Consider the following 20,138-nt stretch of genomic DNA (forward strand, 5'->3'; position numbering starts at 1 on the left):
CGTCCCCGCCGGTCAGTTGTCGGGGATGTCCTCGTCCGCCGCGCCGTCGCCGGCCGGCAGGAGCGCGTCCAGCGCGGTGAACATGTGCACGCCGGTGCCGAGCCCGCACGCGAGCAGCTGGGCGAGCTGCCGGTCGGTGACACCGGCCTCCAGGTCGGCGGACACCTCGCTGTAGAGCGCGAGCGTGCCCTCCTCCTCGCGCACGTAGGCCTTGGGCCAGATGCGCTCGCGGTTCCAGTCGTTCAGCGCCAGCCCGACCGCCGCGCGCTGGTCGACCGGCAGCGTGCGGTGCCAGCGGCCCCGCACCTGGAGGATCTCCGCCTCGTCGCCGAGGGTGAGGAACCAGAAACGCGAGCCGTCCCAGGTGCCGGTGAGGTCGCCGTCGTCGTCCACGGCGAACTTGTAGCCGCGCGCCCGCAGGTGGTCGGCGATGCGCTCGCGCGTCAGCGGGGTGGGCGGGTCGCGGCGCACTGGCCGCTTGACGGGCTTCGGGCGCCCGCCCAGGACGCGCAGCAGCCACTCGGGGCTCGTCACGGGGCCACCCCCGCCGGGTCCGGGTACCGCTCGTCGAGGGCGTCGAAGAGCATGCTGCCCGTCGAAAGGCCGCAGTACAGGAGCTGGCCGAGCTGGGCGTCGGTCGCCCCGTGCTCGAGGTCGACGGCGACCTCGGAGACGACGTGGACGCGGCCGTTGTCCCGCACCCGCACGTAGGCCTTCGGCCAGATCCGCTCGGCGTTCCACTCGTTGCAGAGGTCGAGGACCTCCTCCAGGCGCTCGATCGACGCCTCGCGGTGCCACTGGCCGCGCACCTGGAGGATCTCCGAGCGCTCCCCGAAGAGGAAGAAGTAGAACAGCCGGCCCCGCCACAGCCCGCCGAGGTCGCCGTCGTTGTCGACGAAGTAGCTGAAGTCGTGGTCCGTCATCCAGGCGGCGATCCGCGCCGGCGTCACCGAGGTCGGGTGCTCCTCGCCCGGCTCGGCCGGCCCGAGCTCGGCGGCCAGCAGCGCGGCCACCCGGTCCTGCAGCTCCGCGTCCGTCAGGTCCTCGACCGGCGGCACCTCCGCGGCCGGCGCGGTCCTGCGGCCCAGCCACCGCCGTCCGCGGTCGAACACGCCCATGGGCCGACCCTACCGGGCGCTCCCGCGACGCGGTCGACCGTGCACGTCGTCGTGCCCGCCTCGTGCACGTCGTGGTGAGCGCCACCCGTGCACGTCGTCGCGCGCGACTACCGTGCGCACCGTGCCCCTCGCCGTCGTCGCCCTGCCGGACACCGCGCTGCTGGTGCCCGGCGTGGCCGGGCGCTCCGACCCGCTCGCCGACCTGCGCACGGCTGCCGTCGCGGCCGTCCGGCGTGGCGCTGCCGCGCTCGGGGAGCGGCCGGGGACCCCGGCCGACGACGGCGTCGTCGCCCGGGCGACCGACCTCCGGGTGGCGGTCGTCGCCCCGGGTCCCGCGGACCGCGCGCTCGTCGGGCGGCTGCGGGGCTCCTTCGCCGCGGCCGGGGTGCCGGACGCCGCCCTCGGCGCGGTCGTGCCGGTTGTCGACGTGCCGGAGGTCGACGTGCGGGACGCGACGCCCGTGCCCGGGGTCGCCGCGGCGCGCCCGGCGATCGGCGCGCCGGGCACCGGCGTGGCCGTCGCCCTGCACGTCCTGGTCGCGGCCGGCCTCGACGCCGCGCCCGTGTCGGCGGTCCTCGAGGTCGCGGGGGCGGGTGCGGCTGGTGCGGGCGGCGCCGGACCCGACGGACGCACGGCCGGCAGGGCCGCGGTGCTGCGCCGGTGGGGTGCGGCACTCGTGGCGGAGCCGGGGCCGCTGCTGCTGCTCGTCGTCGGCTCCGGCAGCGCGCGCCACGGACCCGACGGCCCGCTGGCCGACGACCCCCGTGCGCCGGCCGTCGACGAGGCCCTCGTCGCCGCCCTGGGCGACCCCGGCGCGTGGGCGGCCCCGGACGGGCCGCCGCCCGCCGGGCTCGACGAGGCGACGGCGGCCGCGCTCGCGGTGAGCGCCTGGGCGCCCTGGCAGGTCCTCGCGGGCGCCCTCGCCGCCCGGACGGCGGCCGGCCACGTCGGGACGCCGCCGGCCGTGGATGCGTCCCTCGGCGTGCTCCATGCCGTCGGGCTCCTGCTGCCGGCCGCGGCGGACGGGGCATGAGCGCGTCCGCGCCCCGGGTGCTGCCTCCCGTCCCGACCGCCCCCGGGCTGGTGGTCGCCGTCGTCGGCCCGACGGCGACCGGCAAGTCCGACCTCGCGATCGCCCTCGCGCTGGCCCTCGACGGCGAGGTCGTCAACGCCGACGCCCTGCAGCTGTACCGCGGGATGGACGTCGGCACCGCCAAGGTCCCGCCCGCGGCGCGCCGGGGCGTGCCGCACCACGTGCTCGACGTGCTCGACCCCGCCGAGGAGGCGTCGGTGGCCGACTACCAGGCGCTCGCCCGTGCGGCGGTGGCGGACGTGGTGGCGCGCGGGCGGCGGCCGGTCGTCGTCGGCGGTTCGGGCCTGTACGTGCGGGCGCTGCTCGACCACCTCGACTTCCCGGGGACCGACGCGGCGGTCCGCGCCCGCCTCGAGGAGCGGGTGGAGCGGGAGGGCGCGCGGGCGCTGCACGCGGAGCTCGAGCGGGTCGACCCGGTCGCGGCGGCGTCGATCGGCCCGCGCAACGCCCGGCGCGTCGTGCGCGCCCTCGAGGTCGTCGCCCTCACCGGCCGCCCCTACAGCGCCCACCTCCCGCGCCACGCCTACGCGGTGCCCGCCCTCCAGCTCGGGCTCGACTGCGACCGGGCGGTCCTCGACGCCCGGGTCGAGCGGCGCGTCGCGCGGATGTGGGCCGACGGCCTCGTCGACGAGGTGCGGGGGCTCGCGGCACGCGGGCTGGGCCGGACGGCCTCGCGGGCGGTCGGGTACGCGGAGGTCCTGGCGCACCTGCGCGGGGAGCGCGACGAGGACGCCGCCCGGGCGGACGTCGTCGCCGGAACCCGGCGGCTGGCCCGCAAGCAGATGGGGTGGTTCGGGCGGGACCCGCGCGTGCACTGGCTCGACGCGCAGGAGGGCGACCTGCTCGGCGCCGCGCTGGCGGCGGTCGCGCGCGCCGACGGCCTCGTCGCCGCCGGGGCGTCCGCGGACGACCTGCGGCCGGACGGGCCCACGGACGGGCCCACGGACGGGCCCACGGACGGGCCCACGGACGGGCCCGGGGCCGGCGACCGCGGCCCCGTGCGCCGGCCGCTCGGCTCCGGCCCGGGGGCCGCCCGTACGCTGGACGCGTGACGACGACCGCCGCCCCCGCGCACGCCCGCACGCTGCACGTGCACAAGGGGCACGGCACGCAGAACGACTTCGTGCTGCTCGACGGGCGCGAGCCCGGGACGGAGCTCGACGCGCCGCTCGTAAGGGCGCTGGCGGACCGGCGGTCGGGCCTCGGCGGCGACGGCGTCATCCGCCTGGTCGCGAGCGAGGCGCTGCCCGAGGGCCGGGCCCTGCTCGCCGACGACCCACGCGCGACCCAGTTTATGGACTACCGCAACGCGGACGGGTCCGTGGCCGAGATGTGCGGCAACGGCGTGCGCGTCACCGCCCTGCTGGCCCGGCGCCTCGGGCTGTGGGACCCCACGACCGGCGACCTCGTCCTCGGCACGCGTGCGGGCGTGCGCGTGGTACGGCACGAGCCGGCGCCCGGCGTCCGCGCCGACGGCACGCCGGAGCCCGACTGGTACGCGGTCGACATGGGCCCGTGGCGCCTGCCGGGCGGCACGGGCGGCGGGGACGGGGACCGGCCCGGCGCGGGGCCCGCGGCGGCACCGGCCGGGCTGCCGGACGCCCGGTCGTCCGTCACGGTGCCCGGTCTGCCGCCGGGGCTGCCCGGGCTCGACGTCGACCTCGGCAACCCGCACACGGTCGTCGTGCTGCCCGACGAGGGCGCGCTCGTCGCCGCGGACCTGACGGCCGTGCCCCTGGTCGAGCCCGCGCCGCCCGCCGGGACGAACGTCGAGCTCGTGCTGCCGACGGGCGAGGAGACGGGCGCGGACGGCCGGCTCGTCGGGCGCGCCCGCATGCGGGTGCACGAGCGCGGGGTGGGGGAGACGCGCTCCTGCGGCACCGGGGCGTGCGCCGCCGCGCTCGCCGTGCGGGTGTGGGCGGGGGCCGGGGCGCCCGACACCTGGTTCGTCGACGTGCCGGGCGGGACCGTGCGCGTCCGGGTGCTCGCCGGCGGGCACGTCGAGCTCGCGGGGCCGGCGGTGCTCGTCGCGGACGCGGTGCTGGACCGTGACGCCCTCCTCGCCTGAGGACGCGCCCGGGGCCGCACCCGTCCTGCCGGCGGACCGGCTCGGCTCCCGGGCCACGTTCCTGCAGCTCTCCACCGGGTTCTGCGCCCCGTGCCGGGCGGCCCGGCGCGTCCTGGAGCGCGTGGTGGCGACGACGGACGGGGTGGCGCACGTCGAGGTCGACGTCGCCCACGACGCCGCGCTCGCGGCCCGGTTCGAGGTCGTGCGCACGCCGACGGTCGTCGTGCTCGACGCCGGCGGCCGGCCCGTCGCGCGGCTGGAGGGCGTCCCCGGGCTGGCGCGGGCCCGGGCCCTCGTCGCCGCGCTGGACGGCTAGCTGGACGGCTAGCTGGACGGCTGGCTGGACCGCTGGCGGGACGTCGCGCGGACCTCGAGCACGCGGAAGCCCTTGGACGACGCGGTGCGCGTGCAGTCCCAGCCCTGCTCCACGAGCCATCGCTGCAGCGGGTCCGCGCCCAGGTTCCTCCCGACGACGAGGTGCGCCGAGGCCCCGGGCGCCAGCCGCGGCAGCCAGCGCAGCAGCAGCGCGTGCAGCGCCGGCTTGCCCACGCGCACGGGCGGGTTGGACCACAGGGCGGTGAAGGTCGTGGTGGCGGGCACCTCGTCGGGCAGCGCCGGCAGCACGGTCCCCGGGGCGACGAGCGGGGCGTTGCGCCGGACGAGGTCCAGCGCGCGGGCGTTGACGTCCACCGCCCACACGCGGGCGGCGGGGGACAGCAGCGCCATCGTCAGCGCCAGCGGACCCCACCCGCACCCGAGGTCGAGCAGGTCCCCGTCGGCCGGCGGGTCGGGGACGTGGTCGAGCAGGACCCGCGTGGCGTGGTCCACGTGGTCGGGGGAGAAGACCCCGCCGGCCGTCCGGACGGTCAGCGCCCGCCCGGCGAGGTCCACCCGGCGCGTGCGCAGCTCGCCGTCGGAGGCCGGCGCGGCGGTGAAGTAGTGCTCGGGCCCGTCCACCCGCGCAGGCTACCGGCGCGGTCGCCCGACGCCGCGCGTCGGCGGGCTCGCCCCACCCGGCTCCGGCGCTCGGCCCAGGGCGAAAACGCGTGCGTGGGAGGGGGGACGCGTGCCACCCTGGACGGGCCGCGGCGGGACCGCCCGGCAGCACCGACCCGGAGGACCTGCGTGAACGACGCCCGCCCCACCATCCGCCCGACCCAGCCGTCCGCCGAGCGGACGCCGCAGGAGGTGGCCGACGACGTGGTGGCGCGCGTGCTCGCACGCGCCGGGACGGCCGTGCAGGCCGGCGGCACCGTCCACTCCACCTACGACGGCGAGCAGCTCGACCTCGAGGAGCGCACCTCCCTGCGGCGCGTCGCCGGTCTGTCGACCGAGCTCGAGGACGTCTCCGAGGTCGAGTACCGCCAGCTGCGCCTCGAGCGCGTCGTGCTCGTCGGCCTCTGGTCCGGCAGCAGCGCGGCCGAGGCGGAGGTCTCGCTGCGCGAGCTGGCCGCCCTCGCCGAGACCGCCGGCTCGCAGGTGCTCGACGGGCTCCTGCAGCGCCGCGCGACGCCCGACCCCAGCACCTACCTCGGGTCGGGCAAGGCCGCCGAGCTGGCGACCGTCGTCGCCGCCGTCGGGGCCGACACGGTCGTCGTCGACGGGGAGCTCGCGCCCTCCCAGCGCCGCTCGCTGGAGGACGTCGTCCGCGTGAAGGTCGTCGACCGGACCGCGCTGATCCTCGACATCTTCGCCCAGCACGCCAAGTCGCGGGAGGGCAAGGCCCAGGTCGAGCTGGCGCAGCTGGAGTACCTGCTCCCGCGCCTGCGCGGCTGGGGCGAGTCCATGTCCCGCCAGGCCGGTGGCCAGGTGGGCGGCGCGGGCGCCGGCATGGGCTCCCGCGGCCCCGGCGAGACGAAGATCGAGCTCGACCGCCGCCGGATCCGCAACCGCATGGCGCGGCTGCGGCGGGAGATCGCGGCCATGGAGCCGGCGCGCGCGACCAAGCGCGCCTCGCGCCGCCGCAACGCGATCCCGTCCGTCGCCATCGCCGGCTACACCAACGCCGGCAAGTCCTCGCTGCTCAACCGCCTGACCGGCGCCGGCGTGCTCGTCGAGAACGCGCTGTTCGCCACGCTGGACCCGACGGTCCGGCGCGCGCAGACCCCCGACGGCCGCACCTACACGCTGGCCGACACCGTGGGGTTCGTGCGCGACCTGCCCCACCAGCTCGTCGAGGCGTTCCGCTCGACGCTGGAGGAGGTGGCGGACGCGGACCTCATCCTCCACGTCGTCGACGCGTCGCACCCCGACCCGGAGGGGCAGATCGCGGCCGTCCGGCACGTGTTCGCGGACATCCCCGGTGCGATGGACGTGCCCGAGGTCGTCGTGCTCAACAAGGTCGACCGTGCCGACCCGGCCGTGGTGGCCCGGCTGCGGTCGCGGGAGCTGCACTCCGTCGTCGTCTCGGCGCACACGGGTGAGGGGATCGAGGCGCTGGGGCAGCTGATCGCCGACCAGCTGCCGCGCCCGGGCGTCCCGGTCGAGGTCGTCGTGCCGTACGAGCGCGGCGACCTGGTCAACCGGGTGCACGAGCACGGCGAGATCGACGCGGAGGAGCACCGCCCCGAGGGGACGCTGCTGCGGGCGCGCGTCGACGAGACGCTGGCCGCCGAGCTGCGCTCCGTCGCGGTGTGAGCGCGGTCTGAGCACGGTGTGACCGACGGCCCCGTCCCCAGCCCGGACCGGGCGCGCGGACGGGGCGGCGGTGCACCGCACTAGGCTGTCGCGGTGCCGCAGACCGACAGGACCGTCCCCGCGGTCGGCGAGCTGCTGGACGCGGCGGTCGGTGCGCTCGGCGGGGCGCCGCGCGAGGGGCAGCGGGCCATGGCGGAGGCGGTGGCCGCCGCCGTCGAGGCCGGGGAGCACGTCCTCGTGCAGGCCGGGACCGGCACGGGCAAGTCGCTCGCCTACCTCGTCCCCGCCGTCCGGCACGCGGTGCTCGAGGACGAGCGCGTGGTCGTCTCCACCGCGACCCTGGCGCTGCAGCGGCAGGTGGTCACGCGTGACCTGCCGCTCGTCGCCCGGGCGCTGGCACCACGGCTGCCGCGCCCGCCGCAGGTCGCGCTGCTCAAGGGCTGGCACAACTACCTCTGCCTGCACAAGGTGCAGGGCGGGTACCCGGCGGACGAGCCCGGGGCGCTCTTCGCGCTGGGCGAGGCGGCCGGCGCGGCGGAGCACCCTCCGCCCGTGGACGCGGACCCGGGCGTGCGGCGCGCGGGTGGCGGCGGCGGTGGTGGCGGCGAGACGCTCGGCCAGCAGGTGGTCCGCCTGCGCGAGTGGGCCGACGAGACGACGACGGGTGACCGCGACGACCTCGTGCCCGGCGTGACCGACCGCGCGTGGCGGCAGGTGTCCGTCACGGCCATGGAGTGCCTCGGGCAGCAGTGCCCCCTCGTGGCCGAGTGCTTCCCCGAGGCGGCGCGGACGCGTGCGCGCGAGGCGGACGTCGTCGTGACCAACCACGCGATGCTGGGGATCGCGGCCTCCGGCTCCCCGGGCGTCCTGCCGGAGCACCACGTGCTCGTCGTCGACGAGGCGCACGAGCTGGCCGAGCGCGTCACCGCCCAGGCGACCGCGGAGCTGTCGCTGGCGACCGTCGAGCACGCCGCGCGGCTGGTGCGCCGGCACCTCGCGGTGCCCACGACGGACCTCGACGCCGCCGGCCAGGCGTTGGCCGCGGCGCTCGTGACCCTGCCCGAGGGCCGCTTCCCGGACGGGCTGCCGGAGGGCCTGCGGGACGCGGTGGCCGCGGTCCGCGACGCCGTGCGCACGCTCATGACCGCCACCCGGCCCGAGGCGGGGGCGACGAAGGGGCCGCCGGACGGCGGGCGCAAGATGGCCACGGGTGCCCTGCTGGCCCTGTTCGAGGTGGCGGAGCAGATGGCCGCGGACCCGGCCGACCGGTCGCGGACCGTGCTGTGGTGCGCCCGCGGGGAGGACCGGCGGGGCAGCACGCTGACCCGGCTGCACGCCGCGCCGCTCGTCGTCAGCGGCCTCGTCCGCACCCACCTGCTGGCCGGCCGGGCCAGCGTGCTGACGTCGGCCACGCTGTCGCTGGGCGGCGCGTTCGAGCCCGTGGCGCGGTCGGTCGGCCTCGAGGGGCCCCGTCGGCGGGCCGACGAGACCGCGCCGGCGGGTGGCACGACGGCGGCCGGCACGACGAGCGGCACGACGGCGGGCGGCACGACGACGAGCGGCGCGGCGACGAGCAGCACGGCCGTCGGCGCGGCCGACGATCCGACCGGAGGTCCCACGGCCGGCCCCGCCGAGGGGTCGGGCGACGAGCGGCTGCCGTGGCGGGCGCTCGACGTCGGCAGCCCGTTCGACTACCGACGGCAGGGGATCCTCTACGTCGCCCGGCACCTGCCGCCGCCCGGGCGCGAGCCGGCGACGGAGGCCCAGCTCGACGAGCTGGCCGGTCTCGTCGAGGCGGCCGGGGGTCGCACGCTCGGGCTCTTCTCCTCGCGGCGCGCGGCCGAGGCCGCGGCCCTCGCGCTGCGCGAACGGCTGGACGTGCCGGTCCTGCTGCAGGGCGACGACGTGCTGCCCTCGCTCGTGGCCCGGTTCGCCGCCGACGAGCCGACGTGCCTGTTCGGCACCCTGTCGCTGTGGCAGGGCGTCGACGTGCCGGGGCCGACGTGCCGGCTCGTCGTCATCGACCGCATCCCCTTCCCGCGGCCCGACGACCCCGTGCGCGCGGCGCGGGCGCAGGCGGTGGACCGCGCCGGCGGCAACGGCTTCATGTCGGTGTCGGCCGCGCACGCCGCGCTCCTGCTCGCGCAGGGCGCCGGGCGGCTCATCCGGTCCGTCGACGACCGCGGCGTCGTCGCGGTGCTCGATCCGCGCCTGGTCACGGCCCGGTACGGCGACGTCCTGCGCCGCACGCTCCCCGACCTGTGGCCGACGAGCGACCCGGCGCTCGTCCGGGACGCGCTGCGGCGGCTCGCGCGGCCCGCCCCGGCCGCGTCGTCGCAGGCCCGCTAACCTCGTCAGCGGCGGCCGTGCGCGGTCGCTCGCCCCGACGCGAGCCGTGCGGCGGGGTCACGGGGCACCGGGAGGACGCATGAGCGAGGGCATCAGCACCGTCGAGACGGACGAGGAGGTGCTGGCCGCGCCGTCGCCGACGCGCCGCACGTCGAAGCTGTCCATCGTCGGGGCGGGCGCGGTCGGCGCGACGATGGCCTACGCGGCGCTCATGCGCGGCGCGGCGCGGACCGTCGCGCTGTACGACATCAACCGGGCGAAGGTCGAGGCCGAGGCGCTGGACCTCGGGCACGGCATCCAGTTCATGCCGATGGCCGAGATCGAGGGCAGCGACGACATCGCGGTGTGCGCCGACTCCGACGTCGTCGTCATCACCGCGGGCGCGAAGCAGAAGCCGGGGCAGACCCGGCTCGACCTGGCCGAGGCCACGGTCTCGCTCATCGGCAAGATCCTGCCGCCCCTGGTCGAGGTGGCTCCCGACGCCGTCTACGTCATGGTGACCAACCCGGTCGACGTCGTGACCTACGCCGCGCTGAAGATGTCCGGCCTGCCCTCCTCGCAGCTCTTCGGCTCCGGGACGGTGCTTGACTCCTCGCGCCTGCGCTACCTCATCGCGCGGCACACGGGGGTCGCCGTGCAGAACGTGCACGCGTACGTGGCGGGGGAGCACGGCGACAGCGAGCTGCCGCTGTGGAGCTCGGCGAGCATCGGCGCGGTGCCGCTGCTCGAGTGGAACGGCATCGGCGGCCGGGGCGCGCTGACGCACGAGGTTCGCGAGCAGATCGCCCGCGAGGTCGTCGAGTCCGCGTACCGGATCATCGCCGGCAAGGGCGCGACGAACTACGCCGTCGCGCTCGCCGGCTCCCGGATCATCGAGGCGGTGCTGAAGGACGAGCAGCGCGTGCTGCCCGTCTCCTCGCTCCTCGAGGACTACCACGGCATCAGCGGCGTGTGCCTCTCGGTGCCCGCGCTCGTCGGACGCGCGGGCGTGGGCGACCGGCTCCAGGTGCCGATGTCGGCCGACGAGCTGGCCGGGCTCCGGCGGTCCGCCGAGGCGATCAAGGCCGTCGCACGGCGGTTCGGGCTCTAGGGGAGATGCCCGGCGGAGCGGCCGGGCATCGACCGAGGGGGGCGGGTCCCGGCACCGGTGCCGGGACCCGCCCCCCTCGTCGTCACAGCGAGCGCAGCACGCTCACGACGCGTCCCAGGACGGTGGCGTCGTCGCCCGGGATCGGCTCGTACGCGCTGTTGTGCGGCATGAGCCACACGTGCCCGTCGGCGTGGCGCAGCGTCTTGACCGTCGCCTCGCCGTCGATCATCGCGGCGACGATCTGGCCGTTCTCCGCCACGGGCTGACGCCGCACGACGACCCAGTCCCCGTCGCAGATGGCGGCGTCGACCATCGAGTCGCCCCGCACGGCGAGCAGGAAGAGCTCCCCGTCGCCGACGAGCTGGCGCGGGAGCGGGAACACGTCCTCGACGACCTGCTCCGCCGTGATGGGTCCGCCGGCCGCGATCCGCCCGACGACGGGCACGTAGGCCGGCGTCGGCGCGGCGTCCCCGTCGGCCGCGTCCGCGTCGGTCAGCGCGCCGGGGGTCCCGTCCGGGGCGGTCCAGCCGCGGACCGGGCGTGCGTCGTCGGTGAGGACGACCTCCATGGCGCGCGGCCGGTGCGGGTCGCGGCGCAGGTAGCCCTTCCGCTCGAGCGACGTCAGCTGGTACTTGACGCTCGACGGGCTGACGAGGCCGACGACCTCCCCGATCTCGCGCATGCTCGGCGGGTAGCCCCGCTGCTCCACGGACGCGCGGATGCAGTCCAGCACCATGCGCTGGCGGCGGGTGAGCGCCGGTGCCTCGGACGCGTCGGGCAGCGCGGTCACCGTGGCGAGCGCGGAGAGGTCGTCCGCGGGTGGCTCCTGCTCCTGCTCCTGCTCCGTGGGGACGGCCGTCAGCACGGCCGTGCCGCCGGTGCGGGCGCGGGCCCGCGGGCCGCGCCCGGTGAGCGGTGCGTCCGTGGCCGCGGGGTCGTCCCCGGGCCGCTGGGTCCTGTCCGTCACGGTCGTCCTCCCTGTCGTGCGGTGCCCGGGCGGTGGCCCACGGCGGGCGTGTCAGTGGTCGGTGTTGGGCTGTCGGGCATGAGCCAGCCTAGGAGCGCGGGTCGCGCGGACCAAACACCTGTTCGAGCGTGTCTCGACGTGTCGGACGCACCCGTGGTAGAACTCGTACACGCGTTCGTCGAACACCCGTACGCCCGCCCGTCGGAGGTCACCATGCGCAGCAGCAGCACCGCCCGTCCGGCCGCCGCCGCGGTCCCTCTCCGCCTCACCGCGCGCGGCCGCTGGGCGGCGCTCCTCGTCGTCGCCGGTGTCGCCGCCACGGGGCTGTGGTCCGCGGACCGGGCCGAGGCGGGGCGGCCCGCCGGCGGGACCGAGGTCGCGCGGCACCTCGTGGCCCCGGGGGACACGCTCTGGGAGATCGCGGAGGGCGTCGTGCGTCCGGGGGAGGACGTGCGGGACGTCGTCCTCGAGCTCGTCCAGCTCAACCGGCTGCCGTCCTCGCAGCTGTCGGCCGGCCAGACGATCGTCGTCCCCGTCCGGGGGTGAGCGTGGGGGCCGGCACTGCGTCCGTCGGCACTGCGTCCGTCGGCACTGCGTCCGTCGGCACTGCGTCCGTCGGCACTGCGTCCGTCGGCACTGCGCCGTCGGCGGACACGCTTGCACCTGCCGTCGGCCCGCACCTAGCGTCGGGCCCGGCGCCCCGTGCGCCCGGGGGCCGTGCCCCTGCGGACGCGAGGGGGACTCCCGTGCACTGCCCGTTCTGCCGCCACCCGGACTCGCGCGTCGTCGACTCGCGGACGTCGGACGACGGCTCGTCCATCCGGCGCCGCCGCCAGTGCCCGCACTGCAACCGCCGCTTCACGACGGTGGAGACGACGAGCCTCGCGGTGGTCAAGCGGTCGGGTGCCAGCGAGCCGTTCCGGCGCGAGAAGATCGTCAACGGCGTGCGCAAGGCCTGCCAGGGGCGTCCGGTCAGCGAGGACGACCTCGCGCTGCTCGCGCAGAAGGTCGAGGAGACGCTGCGCTCGTCGGGCTCGGCGGAGATCGACGCGTACGAGATCGGGCTGGCCATCCTCGGTCCGCTCCGGGAGCTCGACGAGGTGGCCTACCTGCGGTTCGCCTCCGTGTACCAGGCCTTCGACTCCCTCGAGGACTTCGAGGCCGCCATCACCGTGCTGCGCGCCGAGCGGGAGGGGCGTCCGGACCGGGACACCGCGTCGACGCCGACGCCGACGCCGGTCTCCGGCGGGGCCGTGCCCCCGGCACGCGCGGTCGCCCAGGGGGCGGGCTAGCGTCGGCGGGTGCTCCCCGATGACATCGCCCTGCTCCGCACGCCTGGCCGCGCCGCCGTCCTGCCCGACGGGTCCGCCGCGGTCGTGGCCGTCCTGACCCCCGACCTCGCGGCCGACGAGACCACCGGCTCCCTGTGGCGGGTGCCGCTCGCCACCCGCACCGACACGGACGCCGACCTCGGCACCGACCTCGCCACCGGGTTCAGCACCCGTGCCCGGGCGCCGCACCGCCTCACGCGCGGGCACCGGGACACCGAACCGGTCGTGTCGCCGGACGGTCAGCTGCTCGCGTTCGTCCGTGCCGCTCCCGGCTCGCCCGGCCAGCTGCACCTGCTCGACCTGCAGGGCGGGGAGCCCGTGGCGCTGACGGACGCCCCGCTCGGCGTCCAGCGCCCGCGCTTCTCGCCGGACGGCCGTCGGCTCCTGGTGCTGGCGCGCGTGCCGGAGGAGGGTCGCTACGTCCGCGGCGGCGACCCGGCCGCGGAGGCGCCGCGGCTCGTCGACACGTTCCGCTACCGCGCGGACGGGGTCGGCTTCGTGCACGACCGGCCGCGGCACGCCCACGTGCTCGACGTGCCGACCCCGGCCGCGCTCGAGGCCTGGCCCGCGGCGCCGCGCGATGGGATCGACGGGCACGCCGACGGGCCCCCCGACGGGCACGCCGGCGGCGACGGCCGCGGGCCCGGCGAGGACGGCCTGCTGCCGCACCTGCAGGACGTGACCCCGGGCGAGCACGACGTCGCGGCCGCCGAGTGGTGGCCGGCGGGGCTCGCGGGTGATGCGGTGCTCGTCGTCGCCGGCGTGCACGCCGGACGCGGGACGGACCTCCGGGCAGACGCACTCCTGCTGCCCGTGCCCGCGACCACCGCCGGGACGGGGGACGACGCCCCGTGGCCCACGCGGGCCACCCGCCTCACCGACGCCGACGCCGGCAGCACCCTCGGCGTCGTCGCCGCGGCGGCGTCACCGGACGGGTCGGCCGTCTGGCTGCTCGCGCAGCGGCTGGGCGAGGGCGGACGGGACTTCGTCGGGCGCCCGACGACCCTGCACCACCTCGCGCTCGCGACCGACGGGCACGGGGACGGTGACGGGGACGGCGACGGGGACGGGCCGCGCCCGGCGGGCGAACCGCGCGCCCTCACCGACGAGGACGTGGACCTCGACGCGGACGTGCTCGTCCCGGTGGGCGACGAGGTGCTCGTCGCGCGCGTGCACCGCGGGGCGCAGCCGCTGCTCGCCGTCGCCCCGGACGGCACCGCGCGCACCCTCGTCGAGGGGCCGCTCGTCGTGACCGCCGCCGCCCCGGCGCCGGACGGCGGTGCCGTCGTCACGGCGGCCGCGCCCGATTCCGCGGGAGACCTGCACCGGCTCCGGGCGGACGGCACGCTGCACCGGCTGACCGACCTGTCGGCCCCGCTCCGCGCGGCGGGTCTGCGGCCGGCCGTGGAGCTGCACGCGACCGCCCCGGACGGCACGGACGTGCACGGCTGGGTGGTCCGGCCCGACCCGGGAGCGCACCCGGCGCCGCACCCGACGCTGCTGATGATCCACGGCGGGCCGCACGCGCAGTACACCGGCGCGGTGTTCGACGAGGCGCAGGTGCTGGCGCGGGCGGGGTACGCGGTCGTGATGGGGAACCCGCGCGGGTCGGCGGGGTACGGCCGGGCACACGCGACGGCCATCCACCGGGCGATGGGCACGGTGGACACCGACGACGTGCTCGCGCTGCTGGACGAGGCGCTGCGCGCGGACGACCTCGACGCCGGGCGCACGGGCGTGCTCGGCGGCTCCTACGGCGGCTACCTCACCGCGTGGTTGACCACGCGCACGGACCGGTTCGCGGCGGCCGTCGTCGAGCGCGGCTTCCTCGACCCCGTGAGCTTCGTCGGGTCCAGCGACATCGGCTGGTTCTTCGGCCTGGAGTACGTGGGCGACGACGCCACGCCCGAGGGGGCCGCGCAGGTGGCGGCCCAGTCGCCGATGGCGCACGTCGGCGCGGTCCGGACCCCGACCCTCGTCGTGCACTCCGAGCAGGACTGGCGCTGCCCGGTCGAGCAGGGGCAGCGGTGGTTCGTCGAGCTGAGGCGACGCGGCGTGCCCACCCGGCTGCTCCTGTTCCCCGGCGAGGGCCACGAGCTGAGCCGGTCCGGCCGGCCTCGCCACCGCGTCGCCCGGTTCGAGCACCTGCTGCGGTGGTTCGACGAGCGCTTGCCCGTCACAGGTCGCTCGAGCGCGAGCCCCACAGGTTGATCCCGGCGTCGACGGCGTGCCTCTCGACGGCGACCAGCAGGTCGTCGTCGAGGGGCGGCAGGGCCGCGGCGGCGAGGGTGCCGTCGAGCTGGTCCGTCGTCCGGGCGCCGACCAGCACGGAGGTGACCCGCGCGTCGCGCAGCACCCAGGCCACGGCGAGCTGCGGCAGCGTGAGGCCGGCGCCGCGGGCGAGCGCGTCGAGCGCGCGGACGTGCGCGAGCGTCTCCGGCGTGAGCCACGCGCGCTGCAGCGGGCCGCCCCGCGCCGCGCGCGACCCGGCCGGCACGCCGTCGAGGTAGCGGTCGGTGAGCATCCCCTGGGCCAGCGGCGAGAAGGCCACGACGCCCAGCCCGGCGTCGCCGCAGACGTCCAGCAGGCTGCGTCCGTCGGGCCCGGGGCGCTCCACCCAGCGGTTCAGCAGGGAGTACGACGGCTGGTGCAGCGCGAGCGGGAGACCCAGCCCGTCCGCGACGGCCAGGGCCTCCGTCGTCCGCCGCGCGGAGTAGGACGAGATGCCGGCGTGGCGTGCCTTCCCCCGGCGCACCGCGTCCGCCAGCGCCCCGATCGTCTCCTCCAGCGGCGTCCGCGGGTCGAAGCGGTGGGACCAGAACACGTCGACGTGGTCCGTGCCGAGCCGGCCCAGGCTCGCGTCGAGCGAGGCGAGCAGGCCCTTGCGGGACCCGTGCTCGCCGTAGGGCCCCGGCCACCCGCGGTAGCCGGCCTTCGTCGTGACCACCAGCGTGTCGCGGTGCGCCCGCAGGTCGGTGGCCAGCAGCCGGCCGACCGTCGTCTCGGCGGCGCCGGGTGGCGGGCCGTAGTTGTTGGCGAGGTCGAGGTGGAACACGCCGCGGTCCACCGCGTGCAGCACCACGCGACGCTGGTCGGCGAACGGGGTCCCGTCGCCGAAGTTCTGCCACAGGCCCAGGGAGACCGCCGGGAGCGCGAGACCCCCGGCGCGGCGCACGGGTACCGGTGCGGCCGGTCCTGGAACAGGCGGCACGGACATCGGCACGGGCGTCCGCACGGGTGCGGCGGGCGACGCGGCGGCGGGGTCGGGCACGCCGCGACCGTAGCGCCCCGAGCGGGGCCCCGTCCGGCGCCGGGGACGGACCGGTCGGGTATTCGGCTGGCGACGGCCACCGTCGGTGGACGAGGGTGGTCGGGCGCACCGCGTGCGGTGTGGCACCCTGCAGCACCGACACGACGAGGAGGCCCCATGGCCGACGCACCTGACGCCCCGGCAGCTGGCGGGACGACGACGGGCCCCGCGGGCGCGCCGGCCGACGCGCCCACGGACGCCAAGGCCCGCTTCCGCGAGGCGCTCGAGCGCAAGAAGGCCCAGCAGCACCGCACGGCCGCCGGTCCCGGCGGCGGGAGCGCCGTGCACGGGTCGGAGACGGCCGGGCCGACGCAGCGGCGCTTCCGCCGCAAGTCCGGCTGACCGACCCCTCCGCGCCCGGGCGCAGCCACAGCGACGGCCGCCGACCCCTCCGGGGGGTCGGCGGCCGTCGCTCGTGCTAGCTCAGGAGGCGCAGCCGCACCGACTCGGGCCGGCCGCGGAGCGCGGCCAGCGCCGCCTCGTCGACGAGGGAGCCGACGTCCGTGACCACGTACCCGAGGTCGCCGCGCGTGGCCAGGAGCTGCCCCTCGATGTTCACGCCGTGCTCCGCGAGCAGGTTGTTGACGGCGGCGAGCACGCCCGGCACGTTGCGGTGCAGGTAGGCGATGCGGTGCTGCTCCGGCTGGGCGTCGAGCGCCAGGTTCGGCACGTTGACCGACAGCGTCGTCGACCCCGTGGCCAGGTAGTCGCGCAGCTTGTGCGAGACGAACTGGCCGATGGCCTCCTGCGCCTCCTCCGTGGACCCACCGGTGTGCGGCGTGAGGATGACGTTCGGCAGGCCCCGCAGCTCGGACTCGAACGGGTCGCCCTTGCGCTTGGGCTCCTCCGGGAAGACGTCCACCGCGGCCCCGACGACGCGGCCCTCCTCGATGGCGGCCTTGAGGGCGCCGTAGTCGACGACGAACCCGCGCGAGAGGTTGAGGAACACCGACCCGGGCCGCATCCGGCCGAACTGCTCCGCGCCGAACAGCCCGGCGTTGCCGGAGCGCCCGTCCACGTGCAGGGTCACGACGTCCGCGACGTCGAGCAGCTCGTCGAGCGACCCCAGCCGCCGGGCGTTGCCCAGCGCGAGCTTCTCCGCCGTGTCGTAGAAGACGACGGACATGCCCAGCGCCTCCGCCAGGACGGACAGCTGGGTGCCGATGTTGCCGTACCCGACGATCCCGAGGGTGCGGCCGCGGACCTCGTGGGCGCCGGTCGCCGACTTGTCCCAGATGCCGTCGTGCATCTTCCGGTCGAGGACGGTGAGGCGCCGCGTGAGGGCGATGATGTCGGCCAGGGCGATCTCCACGACGGAGCGCGTGTTGGAGAACGGGGCGTTGAACACCGCCACGCCGCGTGCGGCCGCCGCGCGCAGGTCGACCTGGTTGGTGCCGATGCAGTACGCCCCCAGGGCGACGAGGCTGTCGGCGCGCTCGAGCACGGCGGCGGTGACCTGTGTCTTGGACCGGATGCCGAGGAGGTGGACCCCCTCGAGGGCATCGGCCAGCTCGTCCTCGTCGAGCGCGCCGGTGCGGGTGGTCACCTCGAAGCCGGCGGATTCGAGGATGGTCCGCGCCTGGGGGTGGAGGTTCTCGAGCAGCAGGGCCTTGGGCACGCCCCCATCGTGCCCCCGTCCCGCGCGCTGGGACGGCCGCCGTCCGGCTGACGGACAGCCCGCGGCTACCCGTCCGTGAGGCCGGGCGGCAGGCCGCGCGCGTGCAGCACCTGCAGGGCCCGCGTCGGCCGCGTCATGGCCACGTACAGGTCGCCGGCCCCCTCGGCCAGCACCTCGGTCGGCTCGACGAGCACCACCAGGTCGAACTCCAGGCCCTTGGCCTCGCGGGCACCGAGCACGACGACGGCCGCGTCAGGGTCGGCGACGGCCGTCCGCCGGCCCTCGTCGTCCCGGCCCGCCGCGACGAGCGCCGCCGCCACGCCCGCCCGCAGCGCCGCCACGGCGGGGGCAGCGGCCAGCACCGCCACGCGGCCCGCTCCGGCGGCGTCGCGCACCTCGGCCAGCCCGGCCACCGCGGCGTCCGCCGCGCGGTCGGTCAGGTCGCCCGCGGGCACCCGCGCCACGCGCAGCGCGTCGGGCAGGTCCCGGGCCGCGGTCTGCGGGCTCACGGGCAGGCCCTGGGCGACCGCGACCCGACGCGCGGCCTCCGTCACGGCGGCGGGCGTCCGGTAGTTCACCGTGAGCTCCGCCAGCCGCCACGACCCGCGCAGCACCGGGTCGAGCGCCGTCGCCCACCGCCGGGCGCCGCCGGGCGCTGAGGTCTGCGCGACGTCACCGACGATCGTCAGCGACCGCGTCGGCACCCGCCGCAGCAGCACCCGCCACGCCATCGCCGACAGCTCCTGCGCCTCGTCGACGACGACGTGCCCGTACGTCCAGGACCGGTCCGCCGCGGCCCGCTCGGCCGTGGTGAGCGCCGGCCCGCCGGCGGTGAAGCGGTCGGCGAGCATCTCCGCCGACACCATGCCGCCGGCACCCGTCTGGGCGAGCACCTGGCGGGCGTAGGCCACCTCGGCGGCACGCCGCTCGGCGTCCGCGCGGGCCTGCGCGCGCTGGGCCTGGTCGTCCTCGCCGAGCAGCTCGGCGGCCTCGTCGAGCAGCGGCACGTCCGCGGGGGTCCACGGCGCGTCGGCGTCGCGGCGCAGCAGCGCCCGGTCCCGGGCGGTCAGCATGGGCGCCGCCTGCTCGAGCCGCCACGGCCGCGACCACAGGTCGGCGACGAGGCCCTGCGGCGTCAGGGGCATCCACGCGAGGTTGAGCGCGATGCGCACCTCCCGCGTCGTGCGCAGCTCCTCCACGACCTCGGCCCGGTCCTCGGGGTCGACCTTCTGCCCCAGCTGGGCGACGTACTGGTCGGCCAGCCGGGCGAGCATGTCGCGCACGAACGTCACGCGCGCCTCGTTGTGCGGCCGGTGGTTGCGGCGCGCGCGGGCGATCGCCGCCGCCACGTCCCCGGGCCGCACGACGACGGTGCGCCCCTCGACCCGGATCGTCGTGCTCTCCTGCGGCACCCGCTGCCGCGCCCGCACGGCCCGCGCGACGACCTCCGCCATCACGACCCGGCCCTTGAGCGCGGCGACCGCGTCGTCCTCGGTCCCCGTGGCGACGAGGCCGGGCAGGAGCTCGGCCACGGTCGTCGTCACGACCCCCGTCTCGCCGAGGCTGGGCAGCACCTGGTCGATGTACCGCAGGAAGGTGCGCGAGGGCCCCACCAGCAGGACGCCCGAGCGCTCGAGCGTCCTGCGGTGCGCGTAGAGCAGGTACGCCGCGCGGTGCAGGGCGACGGCCGTCTTGCCGGTGCCCGGACCGCCCTGGACGACGAGCGCGCCGGCCAGCTCGGAGCGGATGATCGCGTCCTGCTCGGCCTGGATCGTCGCGACGATGTCGTTCATGCGGCCGGTCCGGCCCGCGGCGAGCGCCGCGACGAGCGCGCCCTCGCCGGACAGGGTGGACAGGCCCGCCCCGCCCTCCGCCTCGAGCGCGTCGAGGTCGAGCACCTCGTCCTCGAGCCCGGTGACCTCGCGGCCACGGGTGACGAGGTGCCGGCGGCGCACGACGCCGTCCGGACGCGCCGCGGTCGCGCGGTAGAAGGCCTGCGCCGCCGGGGCCCGCCAGTCCACGAGGAGCTGGGTCTGGTCGTCGTCCGTCAGGCCGAGGCGCCCGATGTAGCGGTGCGGGGCCTCGCGCAGGTCGAGGCGGCCGAAGGCGAGCCGGTCCTCCACGGCCTCGAGCTGCCGCAGGCGGTCCTCGTGCAGCGTGGCGAAGGCGTCGCGCTCCGACCGGTTCTGCGGGGAGCCCGACGGGCCCTCCCGGCGCACGCGCGCCAGCCGGTCGCGCGTGTGCGCCCGCAGCGCGTCGAGGCGTGCGTAGAGGACGTCGACCGTCCGCTGCTCGTGCCGCACCTGCTGCGTCAGCGCGTCCTCGCTACCCGTCACCCTCTGCCCGCCTCCTGCCGCCACGCCCGCCGCCACTCCCGCCGCCCCTCCAGCACCACGTCCCGCGACCGACCGCGGGCCGTGGAGCAGCACGGACACGCCGCCCGGACCCGTCCGGGCCGCGGGGGCCGTCTATTATCCGACGCGGACGCGGTGCACCGTGCGTCCCGTCCGTCCCGGCTGCCGGGCCGCGCCGGGACGCGGGCGCACCGCCCGGAGCA

General features: G+C 77.5%; 18 protein-coding genes. 11 read left to right on the plus strand and 7 right to left on the minus strand.

Annotated features, from left to right (window positions below):
* Positions 1-12 precede the first annotated feature (12 nt).
* Positions 13-534, minus strand: a complete 522-nt coding sequence (locus BM048_RS02105) for a type III secretion system chaperone family protein (protein WP_090030223.1) — start codon at positions 532-534, stop codon at positions 13-15.
* The gene (locus BM048_RS02110; RefSeq protein WP_090030225.1) at positions 531-1,118 is read right to left on the minus strand and encodes a type III secretion system chaperone family protein; all 588 of its coding nucleotides are present in this window, start codon (positions 1,116-1,118) and stop codon (positions 531-533) included. The genes BM048_RS02105 and BM048_RS02110 overlap by 4 nt, the downstream gene beginning before the upstream one ends.
* 121 nt (positions 1,119-1,239) lie before the next feature.
* Between BM048_RS02110 and BM048_RS02115 the strand changes: the two genes are divergently transcribed.
* From BM048_RS02115 to BM048_RS02130, 4 genes are read left to right on the plus strand one after another with little or no spacing between them, the layout of a single operon-like run.
* Positions 1,240-2,151 (plus strand): hypothetical protein, encoded by a 912-nt coding sequence (locus BM048_RS02115; protein ID WP_139224269.1) that lies wholly within the window; start codon positions 1,240-1,242, stop codon positions 2,149-2,151.
* Entirely contained in the window at positions 2,148-3,263 is a 1,116-nt protein-coding gene (miaA, locus tag BM048_RS02120) for a tRNA (adenosine(37)-N6)-dimethylallyltransferase MiaA (protein ID WP_090030229.1), read from the plus strand. Before BM048_RS02115 ends, miaA begins: the two co-directional genes overlap by 4 nt.
* Entirely contained in the window at positions 3,260-4,279 is a 1,020-nt protein-coding gene (locus BM048_RS02125) for a diaminopimelate epimerase (RefSeq protein ID WP_090030231.1), read from the plus strand. The genes miaA and BM048_RS02125 overlap by 4 nt, the downstream gene beginning before the upstream one ends.
* Positions 4,260-4,595 (plus strand): thioredoxin family protein, encoded by a 336-nt coding sequence (locus BM048_RS02130; protein WP_090030232.1) that lies wholly within the window; start codon positions 4,260-4,262, stop codon positions 4,593-4,595. Before BM048_RS02125 ends, BM048_RS02130 begins: the two co-directional genes overlap by 20 nt.
* A gap of 8 nt (positions 4,596-4,603) precedes the next feature.
* Here BM048_RS02130 and BM048_RS02135 read toward each other — a convergent pair whose 3' ends face one another.
* Positions 4,604-5,236, minus strand: a complete 633-nt coding sequence (locus BM048_RS02135; protein WP_090030234.1) for a class I SAM-dependent methyltransferase — start codon at positions 5,234-5,236, stop codon at positions 4,604-4,606.
* Between the two features lie 168 nt (positions 5,237-5,404).
* Here BM048_RS02135 and hflX point away from each other — a divergent pair, with 168 nt between their 5' ends.
* From hflX to BM048_RS02150, 3 genes are all read left to right on the plus strand, one after another.
* Positions 5,405-6,916 carry a GTPase HflX gene (gene hflX / locus BM048_RS02140; RefSeq protein WP_090030236.1) on the plus strand — a complete coding sequence of 504 codons (1,512 nt, stop codon included), beginning with the start codon at positions 5,405-5,407 and terminating at the stop codon, positions 6,914-6,916.
* A gap of 93 nt (positions 6,917-7,009) precedes the next feature.
* Positions 7,010-9,265 carry an ATP-dependent DNA helicase gene (locus tag BM048_RS02145; protein WP_090030238.1) on the plus strand — a complete coding sequence of 752 codons (2,256 nt, stop codon included), beginning with the start codon at positions 7,010-7,012 and terminating at the stop codon, positions 9,263-9,265.
* 79 nt (positions 9,266-9,344) lie between these two features.
* Positions 9,345-10,355, plus strand: a complete 1,011-nt coding sequence (locus tag BM048_RS02150) for an L-lactate dehydrogenase (protein ID WP_090030240.1) — start codon at positions 9,345-9,347, stop codon at positions 10,353-10,355.
* Positions 10,356-10,437: 82 nt separating this feature from the next.
* Here BM048_RS02150 and lexA read toward each other — a convergent pair whose 3' ends face one another.
* Positions 10,438-11,091 carry a transcriptional repressor LexA gene (gene lexA / locus BM048_RS02155; protein WP_239078655.1) on the minus strand — a complete coding sequence of 218 codons (654 nt, stop codon included), beginning with the start codon at positions 11,089-11,091 and terminating at the stop codon, positions 10,438-10,440.
* Between the two features lie 444 nt (positions 11,092-11,535).
* Between lexA and BM048_RS02160 the strand changes: the two genes are divergently transcribed.
* The 3 genes from BM048_RS02160 to BM048_RS02170 all read left to right on the plus strand — a co-directional run bounded on the left by BM048_RS02160 (position 11,536) and on the right by BM048_RS02170 (position 14,864).
* Entirely contained in the window at positions 11,536-11,868 is a 333-nt protein-coding gene (locus BM048_RS02160) for a LysM peptidoglycan-binding domain-containing protein (protein ID WP_175499178.1), read from the plus strand.
* Positions 11,869-12,068: 200 nt separating this feature from the next.
* Entirely contained in the window at positions 12,069-12,614 is a 546-nt protein-coding gene (gene nrdR / locus BM048_RS02165) for a transcriptional regulator NrdR (protein WP_239078640.1), read from the plus strand.
* A gap of 9 nt (positions 12,615-12,623) precedes the next feature.
* A complete protein-coding gene (locus BM048_RS02170; protein ID WP_090030244.1) occupies positions 12,624-14,864 on the plus strand; it encodes an alpha/beta hydrolase family protein in 2,241 nt (746 codons plus the stop codon).
* Here the strand turns inward: BM048_RS02170 and BM048_RS02175 are convergent.
* Complete coding sequence (locus BM048_RS02175) at positions 14,830-15,870, minus strand: aldo/keto reductase (RefSeq protein WP_090030527.1); 1,041 nt, start codon at positions 15,868-15,870, stop codon at positions 14,830-14,832. The two genes, BM048_RS02170 and BM048_RS02175, sit on opposite strands and share 35 nt — an antisense overlap.
* Positions 15,871-16,080: 210 nt before the next feature.
* Here BM048_RS02175 and BM048_RS02180 point away from each other — a divergent pair, with 210 nt between their 5' ends.
* Complete coding sequence (locus tag BM048_RS02180; RefSeq protein ID WP_090030246.1) at positions 16,081-16,305, plus strand: DUF5302 domain-containing protein; 225 nt, start codon at positions 16,081-16,083, stop codon at positions 16,303-16,305.
* 76 nt (positions 16,306-16,381) lie between these two features.
* On the opposite strand, the gene serA is transcribed toward BM048_RS02180, so the two are convergent.
* Together serA and BM048_RS02190 are read right to left on the minus strand one after the other, a co-directional pair.
* Entirely contained in the window at positions 16,382-17,581 is a 1,200-nt protein-coding gene (gene serA / locus BM048_RS02185) for a phosphoglycerate dehydrogenase (protein WP_090030248.1), read from the minus strand.
* 65 nt (positions 17,582-17,646) lie between these two features.
* A complete protein-coding gene (locus BM048_RS02190; protein WP_239078639.1) occupies positions 17,647-19,917 on the minus strand; it encodes a HelD family protein in 2,271 nt (756 codons plus the stop codon).
* Positions 19,918-20,138: the final 221 nt, after the last annotated feature.

The sequence above is a fragment of the Cellulomonas marina genome (assembly GCF_900111925.1).
Classification (GTDB): domain Bacteria; phylum Actinomycetota; class Actinomycetes; order Actinomycetales; family Cellulomonadaceae; genus Cellulomonas; species Cellulomonas marina.